The organism is Thalassotalea hakodatensis, assembly GCF_030295995.1.
GTDB classification, from domain to species: domain Bacteria; phylum Pseudomonadota; class Gammaproteobacteria; order Enterobacterales; family Alteromonadaceae; genus Thalassotalea_C; species Thalassotalea_C hakodatensis.
In genome coordinates this window covers 2,264,882-2,281,577 of sequence record NZ_AP027365.1, presented here as the reverse complement: position 1 = coordinate 2,281,577, position 16,696 = coordinate 2,264,882, and the positions used below count along the sequence as shown (strand labels likewise).

The 16,696-nt window shown below is 37.4% G+C and carries 7 protein-coding genes; all 7 read left to right on the top strand.

Features of this window, described 5'->3' with window-relative positions:
- Positions 1–2: 2 nt before the first annotated feature.
- The 7 genes from QUE72_RS09975 (at position 3) to QUE72_RS09945 (ending at position 16,224) form a co-directional block, all read left to right on the top strand.
- Positions 3–1,361 (top strand): DUF1329 domain-containing protein, encoded by a 1,359-nt coding sequence (locus tag QUE72_RS09975; RefSeq protein ID WP_286268772.1) that lies wholly within the window; start codon positions 3–5, stop codon positions 1,359–1,361.
- 69 nt (positions 1,362–1,430) lie between these two features.
- Entirely contained in the window at positions 1,431–2,438 is a 1,008-nt protein-coding gene (locus tag QUE72_RS09970; RefSeq protein ID WP_286268771.1) for a YCF48-related protein, read from the top strand.
- Between the two features lies 1 nt (position 2,439).
- On the top strand, positions 2,440–4,764 hold the full coding sequence (locus QUE72_RS09965) for an efflux RND transporter permease subunit (protein ID WP_286268770.1): 2,325 nt from the start codon (positions 2,440–2,442) through the stop codon (positions 4,762–4,764).
- Positions 4,765–5,021: 257 nt separating this feature from the next.
- Entirely contained in the window at positions 5,022–9,863 is a 4,842-nt protein-coding gene (locus tag QUE72_RS09960; protein ID WP_286268769.1) for an NAD-glutamate dehydrogenase, read from the top strand.
- A gap of 125 nt (positions 9,864–9,988) precedes the next feature.
- Positions 9,989–10,999 (top strand): quinone-dependent dihydroorotate dehydrogenase, encoded by a 1,011-nt coding sequence (gene pyrD / locus QUE72_RS09955; RefSeq protein WP_286268766.1) that lies wholly within the window; start codon positions 9,989–9,991, stop codon positions 10,997–10,999.
- Between the two features lie 955 nt (positions 11,000–11,954).
- A complete protein-coding gene (locus QUE72_RS09950) occupies positions 11,955–15,593 on the top strand; it encodes a PKD domain-containing protein (RefSeq protein WP_286268764.1) in 3,639 nt (1,212 codons plus the stop codon).
- A gap of 67 nt (positions 15,594–15,660) precedes the next feature.
- The gene (locus QUE72_RS09945) at positions 15,661–16,224 is read left to right on the top strand and encodes a hypothetical protein (protein ID WP_286268763.1); all 564 of its coding nucleotides are present in this window, start codon (positions 15,661–15,663) and stop codon (positions 16,222–16,224) included.
- The last annotated feature ends 472 nt before the right edge of the window (positions 16,225–16,696 follow it).

Sequence of the window (16,696 nt, the reverse complement as noted above, 5' to 3'; positions counted from 1 at the left end):
AGATGAAAAAGATAACTTTATTATCTCTTGCTGTTAGCTTTGCATTTGCCACTGGAGCGCAAGCTAAAGTTGATGAACAACAAGTAAAAAAACTATCGAATGAATTAACACCATTTGGTGCTGTTCGCGGTGCAAATGCTGATGGAAGTATTCCAGCATGGAAAGGCGGTATTACAGCACCTCCAGCAGGTTATGAACCAGGTATGCATCATCTTGACCCATTTCCGCAAGATAAAGTGCTTTATACAGTAACTGCAGAAAACTTAGAGAAATATAAAAACGTATTAACGCCAGGTCAAATTAAATTATTTGAAACCTATCCTAGTACATTCAAAATGAACGTATATCAAACTCGCCGTACCGCATCTTACCCGCAACACGTTTATGATGAAACGTTAAAAAATGCTGCAAGAAGTGAGCTGATCCAACAAGGTAATGGCATTACCCAAGCAGCCGTTGGTATTCCATTTCCAATTCCTGCAAATGGCTTAGAAGCTATTTGGAATCATATTTTGCGCTATCGCGGTGAAGCCTTAACACGCGAAGGTGGACAGGTTATGCCTACATCTTCAGGCGATTACACCTATATTGGCTTTGATGAACAGTTGATGATCCCTTATGGTGTAAAAGGTGCCTCTCCTGAGAAGCTAGAAGAAAGTAATATTTTGTTCATGTTTAAGCAAAAAGTAACTGAGCCAGATTCGAGAGTGGGTACGGCATTACTTGTACACGAAACCATGGATCAAATTAAAACTGAACGTCAAGCATGGATTTATAACAAAGGTATTGGTCGTGAACAAAAAGCGCCAACAGTTGCATACGATGCCCCAGGTACAGCTTCAGATGGTTTAAGAACAACAGATGATTTTGATATGTTTAACGGTGCGCCAAATCGCTACACTTGGACACTAAAAGGTAAACAAGAACTGTTGATCCCATACAACGATTATCGTTTGCATAGTGATGAATTAACTTACGAACAAATTGTTCAAGCAGGTCATATAAACCCAGAATATGTTCGTTATGAAAAGCATCGTGTTTGGGTAGTTGAAGCTAACCTTAAAGAGAATACTCGTCATATCTATAAGAAACGTGTTTTCTTTATCGATGAAGATAGCTGGCAAATTGCAGTCACTGATATCTATGATGATCGTGATGAAATGTATCGTGTTGGTATGGCACATGGTATTAATTACTACGAAGTACCAACGCACTGGTCAACTTTAGATGTGTTCCATGATTTACAATCTAAACGCTATATTGCTATTGGTTTAGATAATGAGCACAAAATGTATGACTTTTCAGCTAAACTTAGAAAGTCGAAGTTTAGATCTAGAGCATTACGCATTGAGAATAGATAAGATATTTATCTAGTAATAAACGGCTGGCTTAATGCCAGCCTTTTTTGTAACAAGGGTTAAAGGTTTTTCATGATAAAAATTTTGGTGACAGTTTTCTTGTTGTTATCTGTTGTAGCTCATAGTGAGCAAGTCCCTAAACCGGCCATTATGTCATCAATGGCAGCTGACAAACTGTTGTTAGATATTACGGCTGTTGATAATGAATTTTTTGTCGCAGTAGGTGACCGTGGGCATATTATCCGCGGTGACTCTATTGATAATTTGCAACAAGTTCCATCACCTGTGCAGTCAACATTAACAGCTGTTGTTATGGTTAATCAATCTATCGGTTGGGCAGTAGGTCATGACAGCGTTATTTTACATACTGCAGATGGTGGTAAAAGCTGGAAAATTCAACAATATTTACCCGGTCAACAAAAGCCGTTAATGGATGTGGTATTTAAAAATGAACAAGAAGGTGTCGCGATTGGTTCTTATGGATTATTTTACCGAACGACTAACGCGGGTAAATCATGGCAACGTGAATACCATATTTCTTTACTACCCGATGAAGATAAAGAATACCTCAACGAATTAAAGCAAGAAGATGAACAAGCGTATTTAGATGAGCGCGCAAATATTTTACCGCACTTTAATCGTATATATCTTGACGGTCGTACCACGTATTTAGTTGGTGAATTGGGATTAATGGCTAAAAGCAATGATTTCGGTAAAACCTGGCAGCGACTAGAGAAAATTTATCAAGGCTCTTTTTACGATATAATTCGCACACAACAAGGTAATTTATTATCTGTTGGCTTGCGGGGAAATATTTTTAGAACACAACAAAATGGCGCACCGTGGCAATATACCAAGTCAGGTGAAACAGCGTTACTTAATGACATAGTGCTTACTGAAGAAAATACCATCTATATTTTAGGTAATAACGGAGTTTTACTTGAAAGCCAAGACGATGGTGTAAGCTTTACTAATAATGCTCAAATAGATGGTAAAGCAATGCTAGCAGGAATTATGTTTAATAATGAGTTGATCGTAGCTTCTGAAGTTGGGATTAAATTAATACAGGTATCTAAATAATATGAATGTAGATTCGCTTATCAATCGCATTGAAGTCGTTATATTTAGAAAACGTGGTGTAGTATTAGCGCTTTTTGCGATGATCACGGCGTTTCTTATTGTGCAAGCCTCACAAATTAAATTAGATGCTGCATTCACGAAAAATATCCCGTTAAATCATGAATACATGCAGACCTATCTCAAGCATCGAGAAAATTTTGGTGGTGCGAATAATGTCCTAATTTCGGTGTGCCACAAAGACGGTGATATTTTTAACCAAGAGTTTTTTACTGCCCTCAAAGGCGTTCATGATCAACTGTTTTTTATTCCTGGGGTGAATCGCACTCAAGTTCAATCACTGTTTTCTCCTAGCACGCGCTTCGTTGAAGTTGTAGAAGATGGCTTTGCTGGTGGTCCTGTGGTACCTGCAGACTTTCAACCAACGCCGGAGGGGTTGGCTATTGTTAAAGGCAATATAGAAAAAGCAGGCATTGTAGGCCGAATTATTGCTGACGACTACAGTTGTGCAATGGTTAAAGCAACGCTCATGGAGAATCACCCTGAAACAGGAGAAAAGCTTGATTCGATTGCGTTAGCTAATAAGCTCGAAAATGAAGTGAGAAAGCCTTTTGAAAAAGACAATATAACCGTACACATTATCGGCTTTACCAAAATGGTCGGTGATGTTGCAGACGGTGCGAAAGGAGTGGTGACCTTTTTTGCGGTAGCAATTGTTATCACGGCTATCATGGTATTTATTTTCTCCCGATCTCTATCGTTAACACTGTTACCCATTGCGTGTTCTATTGTTGCGGTTGTGTGGCAAATGGGACTACTATCAACATTAGGTTTTGGCTTAGATCCCATGTCTATTCTTGTGCCATTTCTAGTGTTTGCCATTGGTGTTAGTCACGGGGTACAGATGATCAATGCAGTAGGGAAACGCGTTGCACAAGGGTTTACAACGAAAGCTGCTGCTCAGTTCAGTTTCAAATCTTTGGTGGTACCTGGGGTTGCTGCATTACTTTCTGATACCGTTGGTTTTATCACATTATTATCGATTGATATCGGTATTATTCGAGAACTTGCAATCACTGCATCGTTAGGTGTTGCAGTAATCATTTTCACTAACTTATTGTTGTTGCCCATTGTTATTTCATTCCTTGATGTCAGCAAACATAATACTAAAGATAAAGATGAACGTAGTAGCAGTAATAACAATTGGCAGTGGTTAGCCAGTTTTAGTAAGCGTGGCCCTGCTACTATTATTCTTATTATTAGTGCCGTACTGTTTTCATTAGGCTTTTATTTTTCACAACAGCTGAAAATTGGCGAACTACATGCAGGTGCGCCGGCTCTACATGAAGAATCTCGTTATAATCAAGATACGTTTTTAATTACCGATCGTTATGCCATCAGTGTAGATTACATGTCGGTCTTAGTTGAAACGACAGAGAGCGCTTGTACCAATAGCGAAGTGTTAAAAACGATGGATGCCTTACAATGGCGTATGGAGAACGTTAATGGTGTGCAGTCAGCGGTAAGTTTAGCCTCAGTACTTAAGGTGATTAATGCTGGCTATTACGAAGGCAACTTAAAATGGCGTATTATTTCACCTAACCGTTACGCGATAGCCCAAGCACTCTCTAATATTCCAAGCTCTACTGGTCTATTAAATAATGAATGTTCTGTAATGCCGATAATTTTATTTTTAGAAGATCACAAGGCTGAAACAATTACTCGTGTGGTAGAGCAAGCTAAATTAGCGATTGATGAACTTAATAATGATTTACTCACATTTAAACTTGCTTCCGGACCAATAGGGGTTATGGCTGCCACTAATGAAGCGGTAGAAGCTGCACAAATGCCGATGATGATGTATGTCTACGGTGCGGTAATTTTACTTTGTTTAATTAGCTTTAGAAGTATTCGAGCAACTATCTCGGTGGTTTTACCTTTATTTATTGTCTCTACCCTCGCACAATGGTTAATGACAGTCTTAGATATCGGATTAACGGTGTCAACATTACCGGTTATTGCATTAGGTGTAGGTATTGGTGTTGATTATGGTATTTATATTCTGTCAACGATGAGCGTTCGTTTACGAGAAGGTATGACTGTTAATGAAGCCTATTTAAATGCACTTCAAGAAAGAGGCAGCGCAGTACTATTTACCGGTGTAACTTTAGCTATTGGAGTTTCAACGTGGTTTTTCTCAGATCTCAAATTCCAAATGGATATGGGAATATTACTTACTTTTATGTTTTTAGTGAACATGCTTGCCGCGATTACTATTTTACCCGCGATAGCGAGTTTCTTGTGGCGAGATAAAAGGCAAGAAAGCTAAATTTTTTATATAAATTAAACTGCATAAATAAACGAGAAAATGGCCGAAAGGCCATTTTCTATTTATAACAAGTGAATAAACAACTATCACTGCATATAAAGCTTTACGCTTACTTGTGAACTCTTAGTAAATATTAAAAAATATCTCTCGCAATCGCTTAAATTTATTAATAAAATTCATCAAATAGTCTATGCTCATAGACATAAATATAAAATTATACAAATTATTTCACACGTTTTATCCAAAAGGAAAACGGCATGGCGTTAGTAGATGGTTTACCCTCAGTGATACTTTCGAACGTAGCACAGTTAATACAGCAAAAAGTTCCTGCAGACACCGCTCCTTTAGTTGAGCAGTTTGCTGAACTGTTATATAACAATATTTCTCATAAAGATTTAGCGCATCGAAACGATAGCGATATGTACGGTGCAACATTAAGTCTTTGGAACTCTCTGAATGGGCATAAGGATAAAAAACCTGTTATTAAGGTGTTTAATCCTCAAGTGTCTAAAAATGGTTGGAAATCAAGCCATACCATTATTGAAATTATTGTCAGTGACATGCCTTTTTTGGTTGACTCTGTTCGTATTGCTCTTACCCGTTTAGGGTTATCGCCACACTTGATGATTAATAATCCAATTAAGCTAGTGAGAGATAAAAGCGGTAATATTACCAAGCTAAGCTCATCTTCAAATAAGCGTTTTAAAGCAACCTCGACAGAAACCGTTTTCTTTATTGAAATTGATAGACAAAGTGAGCAATCTGACCTTGATACTATTGCAGATGAATTACGATCAGTTGTCGACGATATTGTTATAACAGTTGCTGACTGGCAACCAATGACAACTAAACTTAAAGATGTTATTCAACGCACTGAAAAAGCCAAACTACCTTGTTCAGATGAAGAAAAGTCTGAAAGTTTGGCGTTTTTAAAATGGATTTTAGATAACAACTTTACCCTATTAGGTTATCGTTCCTATGATGTTAAATCCTTAAAAGGAGACATGGCGTTATCTGCTGATGATGAAACTAGTCTCGGCCTGATGAAAAACTCTAAAGGTACTAAAGAACGGCTGCTTTCAAAGTTAAGTGAATCTGCTCGTGAAATTGCTTTAGGTGATAACTTACTTATTTTAACCAAAACAAATTCTCGCTCACGAGTACATCGCCCAGCGTTGCTTGATTACATCGGTATCAAACGCTTCGATGCAAAAGGTAATGTAATAGGTGAAGAGCGCTTTCTTGGTTTATTTGGCTCTGCATACTATACCAATAGTGCGTTGGAGCTACCCTTAATTAAATCTAAAGTACAAGCAGTATGTGAAGACTCCGGTTATGCGAAAGATACACATGCTTATAAAACCTTGATTAATATTTTAGAAACATATCCACGAGATGAAATATTACAATCGCGCCCAGAAGAATTATTGAAAAACGTGTTAGGCATTTTTCAAATGCAAGAACGTGATTATTCAGGTTTGTTTATTCGAAGAGATGCATTCGATCGTTTTTATTCTTGTATGGTTTACGTGCGTAGAGAACGTTACAACACGGCATTACGTGTGCAAACTCAAAAACTTCTTCAAAAAGCCTTTGATAGTGATGAAGAAGTAGAGTTTACAACATTTTTCTCTGAGTCACCTCAGGCAAGAACACACTACACTGTGCGAGTCAATTCAACAAAAGCAGATATTAACGTGAAAGAACTTGAAAATAACTTGAATCAAGCAGCGCGTAGCTGGGATGATAAACTAGCTGATGCCTTAAATTCGCATAAAGGTGAAGAAAAAGGTAAAGCACTTAGCCGCAAATATGTCAGTTTTCCTCAAGCATATAAAGATGAAGTATTGCCAGGTTCTGCAATTGTTGATATTGAAAAACTAGAAGCAGTTTCAGGCAACAACAAGTTAGAAATGCTTTTTTACCAACCGCAAGAAGAAAAAGCAGACAGCAATTTTGTTAAACTAAAACTATTCCATACTGGTGAGCCATTGCACTTATCTGACGTGCTTCCAATGCTAGAAAACTTTGGTTTACGTGTGATTGGTGAAAGTCCGTATGCTGTTCGTGCAGCAGACGGTGAAATGTGTTGGATATTAGACTTTTCGATGTTATTAACAGGTGATGGTGCTTTTAGTTTAGAGAAAGTACAAACCTTGTTCCAAGATGCATTTTCAAAAGTGTGGACGGGTAAACTTGAAGATGACGGTTTTAACCGATTAATCTTAGGCGCACAATTGGCCGGTCGTGAAGTCTCTATTTTACGTGCCTATGCAAAGTATGAACGTCAAATTGGTGGTACGTTTAGCCAAAACTATATTGAAGATACGTTTGCGCGTTATCCAAATATAGCCGAGCTATTGCTTAAACTTTTCGAGTTGCGTTTTGAGCCTAAAGGTAAACAAAACCCTAAAACAATTGCTAAGTTATTAGAAGAAATTGAATCATCACTTGATAACGTTGCAAACTTAGATGATGACCGCATTATTCGTCGTTTCGTTGAAATGATCAATGCGACTATTCGAACTAATTACTTCCAACCTGATGATAATGGCGAAGAAAAACCTTACATTTCATTTAAAATTACACCAAGTGTTATTTCAGATATACCACAACCCGTACCTGCGTTTGAAATATTCGTATATTCTCCACAAGTAGAAGGTGTTCATTTACGAGGTGGTAAAGTAGCGCGTGGTGGCTTACGTTGGTCAGACAGACGTGAAGATTTCCGTACCGAAGTGCTGGGCTTAGTGAAAGCACAGCAAGTTAAAAATACTGTCATAGTTCCCGTGGGTGCAAAAGGTGGTTTTGTTTGTAAACAACTCCCTACAGGTGATCGAAATGAAATATTTGAAGCTGGTAAGGAATGTTACCGCACCTTTATCCGCGGCTTATTAGACATTACCGATAATATTATTCAAGGGGAAGTCATTCCTCCATCGAATGTTGTACGTCATGACGAAGATGACCCGTATTTAGTTGTTGCCGCTGATAAAGGCACAGCAACATTTTCTGACATTGCTAACGGTATTTCAGAAGAATATAACTTTTGGATGGGGGATGCTTTCGCTTCAGGTGGCAGTGTTGGTTACGACCATAAAGGCATGGGCATTACCGCTAGAGGCGCGTGGGAATCTGTTAAACGTCATTTCCGTGAAATGGATATTGACTGTCAAACAACAGATTTTACCGTCATTGGTGTAGGAGATATGGCTGGTGATGTGTTTGGTAATGGTATGTTGCTTTCTAAGCATATTCGATTACAAGCGGCCTTCAACCATATGCATATCTTTATAGATCCGTCACCTGATGCGGCAAGTTCATATAAAGAGCGTGAAAGATTATTTAATTTACCAGGTTGCACTTGGGAAGATTACAATAAGAAACTTATTTCAGAAGGTGGGGGGATTTTCAATCGCTCTGCTAAATCGATAAAGCTAACGCCACAAATTAAGAAAATGATAGGTACTCAAAAGCAGAGTATGTCGCCTATTGAGTTGATCCAAACCATTTTAAAAATGAAAGTAGATTTATTATGGAATGGTGGCATTGGTACCTATGTTAAGGGAAGTAAAGAGTCTCACATTGAAGTAGGTGATCGTGCAAATGATGGCTTACGTGTAGATGGTAATGAACTACGCGCTAAAGTAGTAGGAGAGGGTGGTAACCTTGGTTTAACCCAACTTGGTCGAATTGAATATGCTGCTAATGGTGGCCGTATTAACACTGACTCTGTCGATAATGTCGGTGGTGTTGATTGTTCAGATAACGAAGTTAACATTAAAATCTTATTAAATGGTTTAGTACAAAACGGTGATTTAACATTAAAGCAACGTAATCAATTGCTATTTGATATGACTGATGATGTATCTGACCTTGTTATTAAAGACTGTTACCGTCAAACACATTCAATCTCAATTACCGAAATGAGAGGTTCTACACAACTTAAAGAACAATCTCGTTTTATTAATGCACTGGAACGTACAGGCAAATTAAACCGCTCATTAGAGTTTATTCCAAATGACGAAGAAATTGCCGATCGTTTAGCACAAGGTAAAGGGTTAACAAGACCAGAGCTTTCAGTGTTACTTGCCTATAGTAAAATGGTGTTAAAAGAAGATCTTGTTTGTCCTGAGATCACTGAAAACCCGTATCATGATCGTTTATTAATTGAAGCATTTCCTGATGATTTACAAGATAAATATCGTGAACAAATGCAAGAGCATCCATTACGCGCTGAAATCATTGCGACTAATTTAGCGAATAATATCGGTAACGACATGGGCTTTAATTTTGTTCACCGTATGAGTGATGAAACGGGTGCATCTGTTGCTGAAATTGCAAATTGTTATACGATGGCCAGTGAAGTGTTTGAGCTTTCTTCTTATTGGGAACAAATTGGTAATTTAGATAATAAGATCTCTACCATGGTCCAAACTGAAATGCTTTTTCAGTTAAGAAGAACAGTACGTCGTGCAACCAGATGGTTTTTACGTCACCGCAATAAATCAATGGATATTGCTCAAACAATTAAATTTTTCCGTTCTACGTTTGATGTCATGTCAGAAAATTTAAATGACTTCTTAATTGAAGATGAAGTTGAGATGTTAAAACGTGTTGAAAACGACTTGGTCAATGCTGGAGCACCTAAAAATGTCGCTCGAAGAGTATCGCAATTAAGTACGTTATTCTCTGCGATGGACTTAGCTGATTTGATTGAACAAGACGGCAGACCAATTAGCTTAATTTCTCACTTATACTTTAAATTAGGTGCGCGTTTAGATTTACATTGGTTCTTAGATCAAATTAATAAACAGCCAGTTTCAAACCATTGGCAAGCACTAGCTCGAGCTTCATTTAGAGAAGAGCTAGATTGGCAGCAACGTGCTTTAACGGGTGTTATTTTACGTACTGATGAAAAATGTGAAGATGTTGAAGCTTTGTTAGATTCTTGGTTTGATGCTTATGAGCAACCATTATCTCGCTGGCAACACATTCTTGACGATTTCAGAATTGGGCAAACTCACGAGTTTGCAAAATTTTCAGTCGCGCTACGAGAGTTAATGCTACTTAGTTTAAATTGTGATCCAACGAAATAAAAAAAGATAAAAAATCCCCGCACTTGCGGGGATTTTTGTATTAAAATTACCTATATTCTTTTTTACACCGCAAAATGATTAGCTACTTTTGCTGGTGATTTTTTGTCAACACATGCAGAGGTACTATGTTTTATTCAGCGATCCGTAAAGTATTATTTCAAATGGACCCCGAAACAACACATGACTTTACGATTAAAGCACTGAAAAACACGGGTGCATCACTATTAAATTTTCCTTATAAACAAACAGTATCAGAAAAGCCGGTACAAGTGATGGGTATTCATTTTCCAAACCCTTGTGGCTTAGCCGCAGGCCTAGATAAAAATGGTGAGTGTATCCGTGCGTTTGATGATATGGGCTTTGGTTTTGTTGAAGTAGGCACGGTAACGCCTAGACCACAACCGGGTAATGAGAAACCAAGAATATTCAGACTTGAACAAGCAAATGCCATTATTAATCGTATGGGCTTTAATAACAAAGGCGTTGATTACTTAGTTGATCAAGTGAGAAAAGCTAAATTCCGTGGTGTTTTAGGCATTAATATTGGGAAAAATAAAGATACACCCGAAGAAAATGCGAAAGATGATTACATTCACTGTATGCGTAAAGTGTATAATTTTGCGACGTATATTACGGTAAACATTTCATCGCCTAACACGCCTGGGTTACGTGAACTTCAATATGGAGATGCGCTAAATGCCTTGTTATCAGCGTTAAAAGCGGAACAGTTATCATTGGCTCGTCAGTTTGATAAATATGTGCCTATCGCCGTTAAAATTGCTCCTGACTTAACTGAAGAAGAAATACATTCCATTGCTGAGTGTTTAATCGCCAATGAAATTGATGGTGTTATTGCTACCAACACCACACTCGCTCGTGAAGAAGTTTCTCATTTAGCACATGGCAACGAAGCAGGGGGGTTAAGTGGCACTCCTGTTAAAGACAAAAGCACAGAAGTCATTCGTATATTAGCAAAAGCGCTAGATAATAAATTACCCATAATAGGGGTTGGCGGCATTAGTAGTGGCCAAGATGCAAAAGATAAAATTGAAGCCGGTGCAAAGCTAGTACAAGTTTATACCGGTTTTATTTACCAAGGGCCAGAGCTTGTTAAAGATATTGTTCGCGAATTGTGAACAATATCTTAATTTATAATAAATAATGCCTAAAGGCATGGTTATGTTTACTTGCTTTGCCGTTTCTTCAGCACTCATGAGGTCAATGATAACTTCATATATGCCTATGATGAAAAATCGCTATTCCTTGTAATACGATGAAGGTGAAGGGTGAATTATGGTAGTTTTCGCATTCGTTGACGCTGAAATTATAATGTACGCTTGCCGTATAATACCTTTGATCAACTTAGCACTTCATTAGCGCGCTTAAAACACGCTAAATAATGTAAACATAGTTACTCTATGGTTTGATTATTTAGAGAAGTTATCAGGGAACTAATGAGTTCCCAAGGGCGAGTTTAAAAGGCTAATAGTCTATGTTATTGATTTTAACAAGGACGCTACAGGGATGTAGCTTATTAGAGAACGCAGGAGCATCTCCTGAACGACCATTCTTTGCAATCAATGCCTTGCCTCTAACCCTTTTAATTCTCGCTGAATGACCGAATATTTATGCGAATTGGTATAACTGATTTATATTGATGGATAAGTTAATTTCAAAGTAGTGAATATCGCAGTTAATTTGACCACTACATGTGCATGCTCTACACATTTTTACTTATGCCTCAGCATCGGAGCAAACCTACTTATTCATTTGCTATTGACATCAATTTAAGCTTCAGCCTTAATCCGTTGTGTCAATATTACTTATACCAATTGAATTAAAGGTTTGATCAACTTAGTGCTTCATTAGCGCGAATTGATCTTGGCTATACACTTTGCAGCGTTGTCTTTCGGATACATTAATTCGTACCAAATTTATATTCAAAAGAACAACATACCCTACATATCACTCTTACCACTATAAATAATATTTATAGTATAATTTATTGTATATTTTATATCTAAGTGTTAATTTAACGTTAATTAGATTATTGAAGATCTTTAAACAAAAAAATAAAAAGGATATAAGGTTGTGAATTTAAATAAAATTATCTTGTTAGTTTTATATTTTAGTTCGTTGCACACACTAGCAGCTACAATTGAAACTAATAATAAATTAACAAATAAAGTTAAAGAAAAGCCTCTTACGGTTAAAGAGGTGAGTCTTTCAAAGCAGTTGTCGAGTAAAAAACACAAAAAAAGATCAGCTTCTACTAATAAAGAAAATCTAACCTCACATCAAGTTTGTGCTATCGATGACAACGGGCAAGATTGGAATAAACTACAAACGCTTCTGAGTAAAGAACTTAAAAAAGAATCGTTGTCTAGAAAACTCAAGTCGAAGAAATTAAGATCTCTAGCAAATGTTTCCTATGATGACAACGGGGTAAACGGTCGCTATTACATTCCTGTTGTTTTCCATATTTATGGCGAAGAATTTAATTGTTCAGATGAAAGCCAAGCTTGCTTAACGGACGAAAAGATACAAGATGCGCTAAGACGAACGAATGAAGATTTTTTAGGGACTAATACGCAAGATGGACCTATTGATCCCTTATTTATGGCGATCAGAGGTTATCCAAATATTGAATTTGTTCTTGCTAAAAAAGATCCATCAGGTCAAGTATCTAACGGTATAGTTCGCCACTCACGAAATCAAAAAGGCTATGGCAACGGCTCCGGTTTTGATGCGGAAATAGCATCAGATGCTTGGGATAACTATAAATACATGAACGTGTATATCATGAAAGATTTATACGATGATGGCTCAACGAGTAATTCAGGTGTTGCCTGGTATCCGGAGTCATCTATGAGTGATAAGAACCTCTCTCGTGTTGTCTATAATGGATTATATGTCGGTGACAATACAGATGAAAATTTTCGCTCTGTGCTTACCCATGAATTTGGTCATTGGTTAAACCTTCCTCATACCTTTGCTGGTGACACTTGTTCATTAGAAAACGAAACGTTTTGTAGTCTTACAGGAGATAGAAGCTGTGATACTCCTCAAATGTCTCTTAGCTCTGACATGTATGATAACTCTTTAAATTGTTTAGGTAAAAAAACCAATACAGAGAATTTTATGCATTATACCAGTAACTATGCGATGTTTACTCAAGATCAGGTAAAACGTATAACAGCTGCACTTCATAGTCCAATGCGTAACACTCTATGGTCTAATAGCAATTTAGTTGCTACAGGGCTTGAACAGTTTACAAGTAACTCTGAGCGTTATTGGGATGGTGTATCAGGTATAGATACAGCACCAAGCGGCGATGTTATCGCGAGTCAGCATAACCTTTCAGGTATAAAAGGTGATGTTGATAATTATCAAATAAACATACCAACGGGTACAGAAGCTGTCGGCTTTTATCTATCTGGCTATAAAGAAGATCCAGATATGTATGCTTCGTTAGGTAAAGTCTCTGCAAAAGATAGTGATGGTAACTGGGATGCTGATTATATTTCATTCGAAGCAGCAGGTACTCCCGAATTTATTGGTGTTTTATCGCCGAGTACAACAAAACCTTATTATATCACTATTGATGCATTTTCTGATTACAACAATGCAAACTTAGACGCGATAGGTGTTGATGATCCACTATTAGCTGAAGGGAGTAAGCGCCATCATGTTTTTATACAACCTGATATTTGGTCACCAAAGGGAAAAGCGCCTAAACAGTTTTCTTTTCAGATCCCACAAAATGTAGAAAAGACAGTAATTGTATTAGCGGGTAAGTATGGTGGTGATCCTGATATGTACGTTAGTGTCGACAAGCCTGTTGTGATTAACCAAGAGTTAGATGATTGCGTACCATTTAGCGCTGCTAAACTAGCAGAATATTGTGAGTTTGATCGTGGTGGTAAAATGAATGTACTCATTGATCCTTTTGCAGAGTATTGGGAAAGTACATTACATGTTTATTATGAAACTAAGGATCAATCAAATCAGCCGCCTATAGCAATTACTCCGCCAAACTATAGAGCTGTGGTTGAGCATGAGGTTCACTTTAAAGGAAATAGCTCAATAGATGTTGACGGCAGTATTGAAAGCTATCTGTGGGATTTTGGTGATGGTCAAACGAGCACCGAAATTAATCCTATTCATAATTATGCAAATATTGGCGATTACTCGGTCAGTTTAACGATTACTGACAACGAAGGTATTTCTGCTTCCACGACATCGATAGCTAGCATCACGCTGTTAAATCCAGATGATGAGACTTTATGTGAAAATTGTAATCGTGTGTATTTAGCAGAAGAGATTGGCTTATCAGCAGAAGCAGGAGATGCGCCTAGACATTATCAATTTCTTATTCCTGATGCTGCGTCATTAGTTGCTATTGAGATTGTTGGTGGCTCTTCTGGAGATCCCGATTTACATGTTAGTAGAAACCAAGAGGTGTCGCTAACTAATTATGATTGTCGACCATGGGAAGGTCCAGGGGCTGCTGAGGTTTGTCATTTCAGAGAAGGTGGTGTGTATAATGTTATGATAGACCCTGCAGGTACCTATAGTGACGTTACTTTTAAAGCTTACTATGATATTCGCAATGATGCTGATAACTCTTTACCTAATCAATTACCTATCGCCAAAATTGAAAGTATTGGAGATGCTTATGCAGGTGGTTTAACCTCACTAATTGGTGATAGCTCTAGTGATCCTGATGGTAATATTGTTAGTTACTTATGGGACTTTGGTGACGGCAATACATCAACCGATGCAAACCCACAACACACTTACCAAGTCTTTGGAAAGTATCAGCCTATGTTAACTGTTAAAGATAATAATGGTGCTGAAGCGTCGACAAGTATTGATATTAACATTTTAGTTGCCGGCGATATGGATGCAGATGGTGATGTTGATAAAGTTGATTTACAAAATTTTATTCTTGCGTTGCGTCGAGGTGAAAACTTAGACCGTGCGTTTGACCTCAATAAAGATGGCCGCGTTAATAACAGAGATGTTCGCTATTTCAAAGCAATATGTTCATATGCAAATTGTTCTAATATTGCGCCTCAATCTCAGGAGCCTTTGGTTAATATAACACTACCCGATTCTGTGGTTGTTAATCAACACGCTAGCTTTAATAGTGAACAATCAATAGCGGATCCAAGCGATAGATACAGTTATATTGATAGCTATCAATGGAGCTTTGGTGATGGCGCGACAAGTTCAGATAAAAATCCGATTCATATCTTTAGTTCGGTTGGTAGTTATGATGTTTCGCTAACTTTAGTGAATAACAACGGACTAACTTCTACTCATATTGAAACTATACATGTAGCTTATCCACCACTAGAAGATAGCTGTAATGATCAGGTTCCTGCTGAGGGAAATACATTAGAAAACGGTGAAATAAGTTGCGTCACTGGTGATAAAACACGTTTTGACTTTACGATTCCAGAAAATGATCGTCATCAATCCTTAGCGTTAACTATTGGTTTCGCAGAAGGTGATTTTAAAGTGTATTACAAAAATGGTGGCTGGCCTTCGATTGGTTCAGAGATATATGATTCTATGCTTGAAGCGAATAAAAATGGATGTTTGTTCATCGATTTACAAGCAGGAATGAATTACTGGAGTTACATTCAGATCACTGGAGATGTCTCAGGGGCAACTATTGTAGCTGATTTTGATACCCAAGGTTGTCGATCTTTAGTTGAATAACGAAAAAAGGAGCGGATTTGCTAACAATCAGGTTCGCTTCCATATTAATGAATGAAAGGAAGTAAAAATGAAAAACTTTATAATATGTATTTTATTGCTGTTAAGTATGAATGCCAATGCTGGCTTGATCACAGTTAACATTAGTTCAGATACCGTAGCGACAGGTAGTGCCATAAATGTAGAGATTAATGGCTCAAATTTCGTTGAAAGTGATATGTTTTGGTTTGATTTTAACTTTGATAATACAATCTTTTCTTTTGACAGTGTAAGTATGAGCAGTGATCTATCATTGGTTGATAGTAGCTTGGGTGCGTTTGATGGATTAGAGGTAACCAGTGAAAGTTTTGGTTTAGGTTTCTTGTTTTCTGATGTATTTTCTCCTGTAACAGGTGATTTTACTATTGCGACATTTGATCTCGTTGCTGAAACGGAGGGAACCAGTTCTTTTGATATTTCAGGCCTCGATGGTTTTGCTATCGATTTTAATGTTACACCATCATATGATGTAAACTTTGCTAATGGTAATAGCGTAAATAGTGAAGCAGTATCAGTAGCTGAACCAAGCACTATATTTTTAGCATTAATGTTATTGGTACCGTTTTTATTGTCTGCCAATCGTAGAGTTCAGTAACAGAGATTAAATTTTTCAATTACTAAACCGATTAAACAGTGAGTTTACTTTTATTGTTAACTAAAAAGCTCCCTAGAAGGGAGCTTTGTCAAAATCCACCTACTATGCAGGTGGATTATTTACTCTTTAACCTGAGCCCGGGATAACAACTTATTTCTAGCAGCTGTTTTTCCTTATTACTGCGTTAAATTTATTTGCAATAGACAAGTTATTGACGCAAAAATTTGCCTTGCACTAAGAAAAAACTCCGTGCTAGAACAGTGTGATAAATAAAAAGCTCACCGTTTCAGTTGATTAGCTAACTTCTTATCCCGAGTTCAGGTTATTTAATGCTTACAAATGATTAATACCATATATGGACTCTCTCCGATTGCAAGATAGTAATTGATAGGGTTTCAAAGTTCATTGCTGCCATATATTCGGCTTTTTTATGAGCGGATTTATCCGCTCTAGCCCTGATGGATATCCGCCC